This is a genomic window from uncultured Shimia sp., from assembly GCF_947493595.1.
GTDB lineage: Bacteria > Pseudomonadota > Alphaproteobacteria > Rhodobacterales > Rhodobacteraceae > Shimia.
In genome coordinates, this window is the sequence record NZ_CANLRL010000021.1 from 1 (window position 1) to 296 (window position 296).

1 protein-coding gene is annotated in these 296 nt (G+C 58.4%); it reads left to right on the forward strand.

The window, feature by feature from the left end:
• Positions 1-296: AMP-binding protein (locus tag Q0955_RS20845; protein WP_299428833.1), on the forward strand; the 296-nt coding region annotated here is incomplete at both ends.

Here is a 296-nt window from a genome sequence, read left to right on the forward strand (position 1 = left end):
GCCAAAGTTGTGATCACTGCCGACAGCGCGCCGCGTGGCGGCCGCAAGACTGCACTGAAATCCAACACCGACGCCGCCCTTTTGCACACCAAAGACACTGTAAAATGTCTGGTGGTGAAGCGCACCGGTGATCAGACCACCTGGATTGATGGCCGTGATTATGACTACAACGAGATGGTCATGGAGGTGGGTGACTACTGCAAACCCGCCGAGATGAACGCCGAAGATCCGCTGTTTGTGCTTTATACCTCCGGCTCCACCGGCCAGCCCAAAGGCGTGGTGCACACCACCGGCGG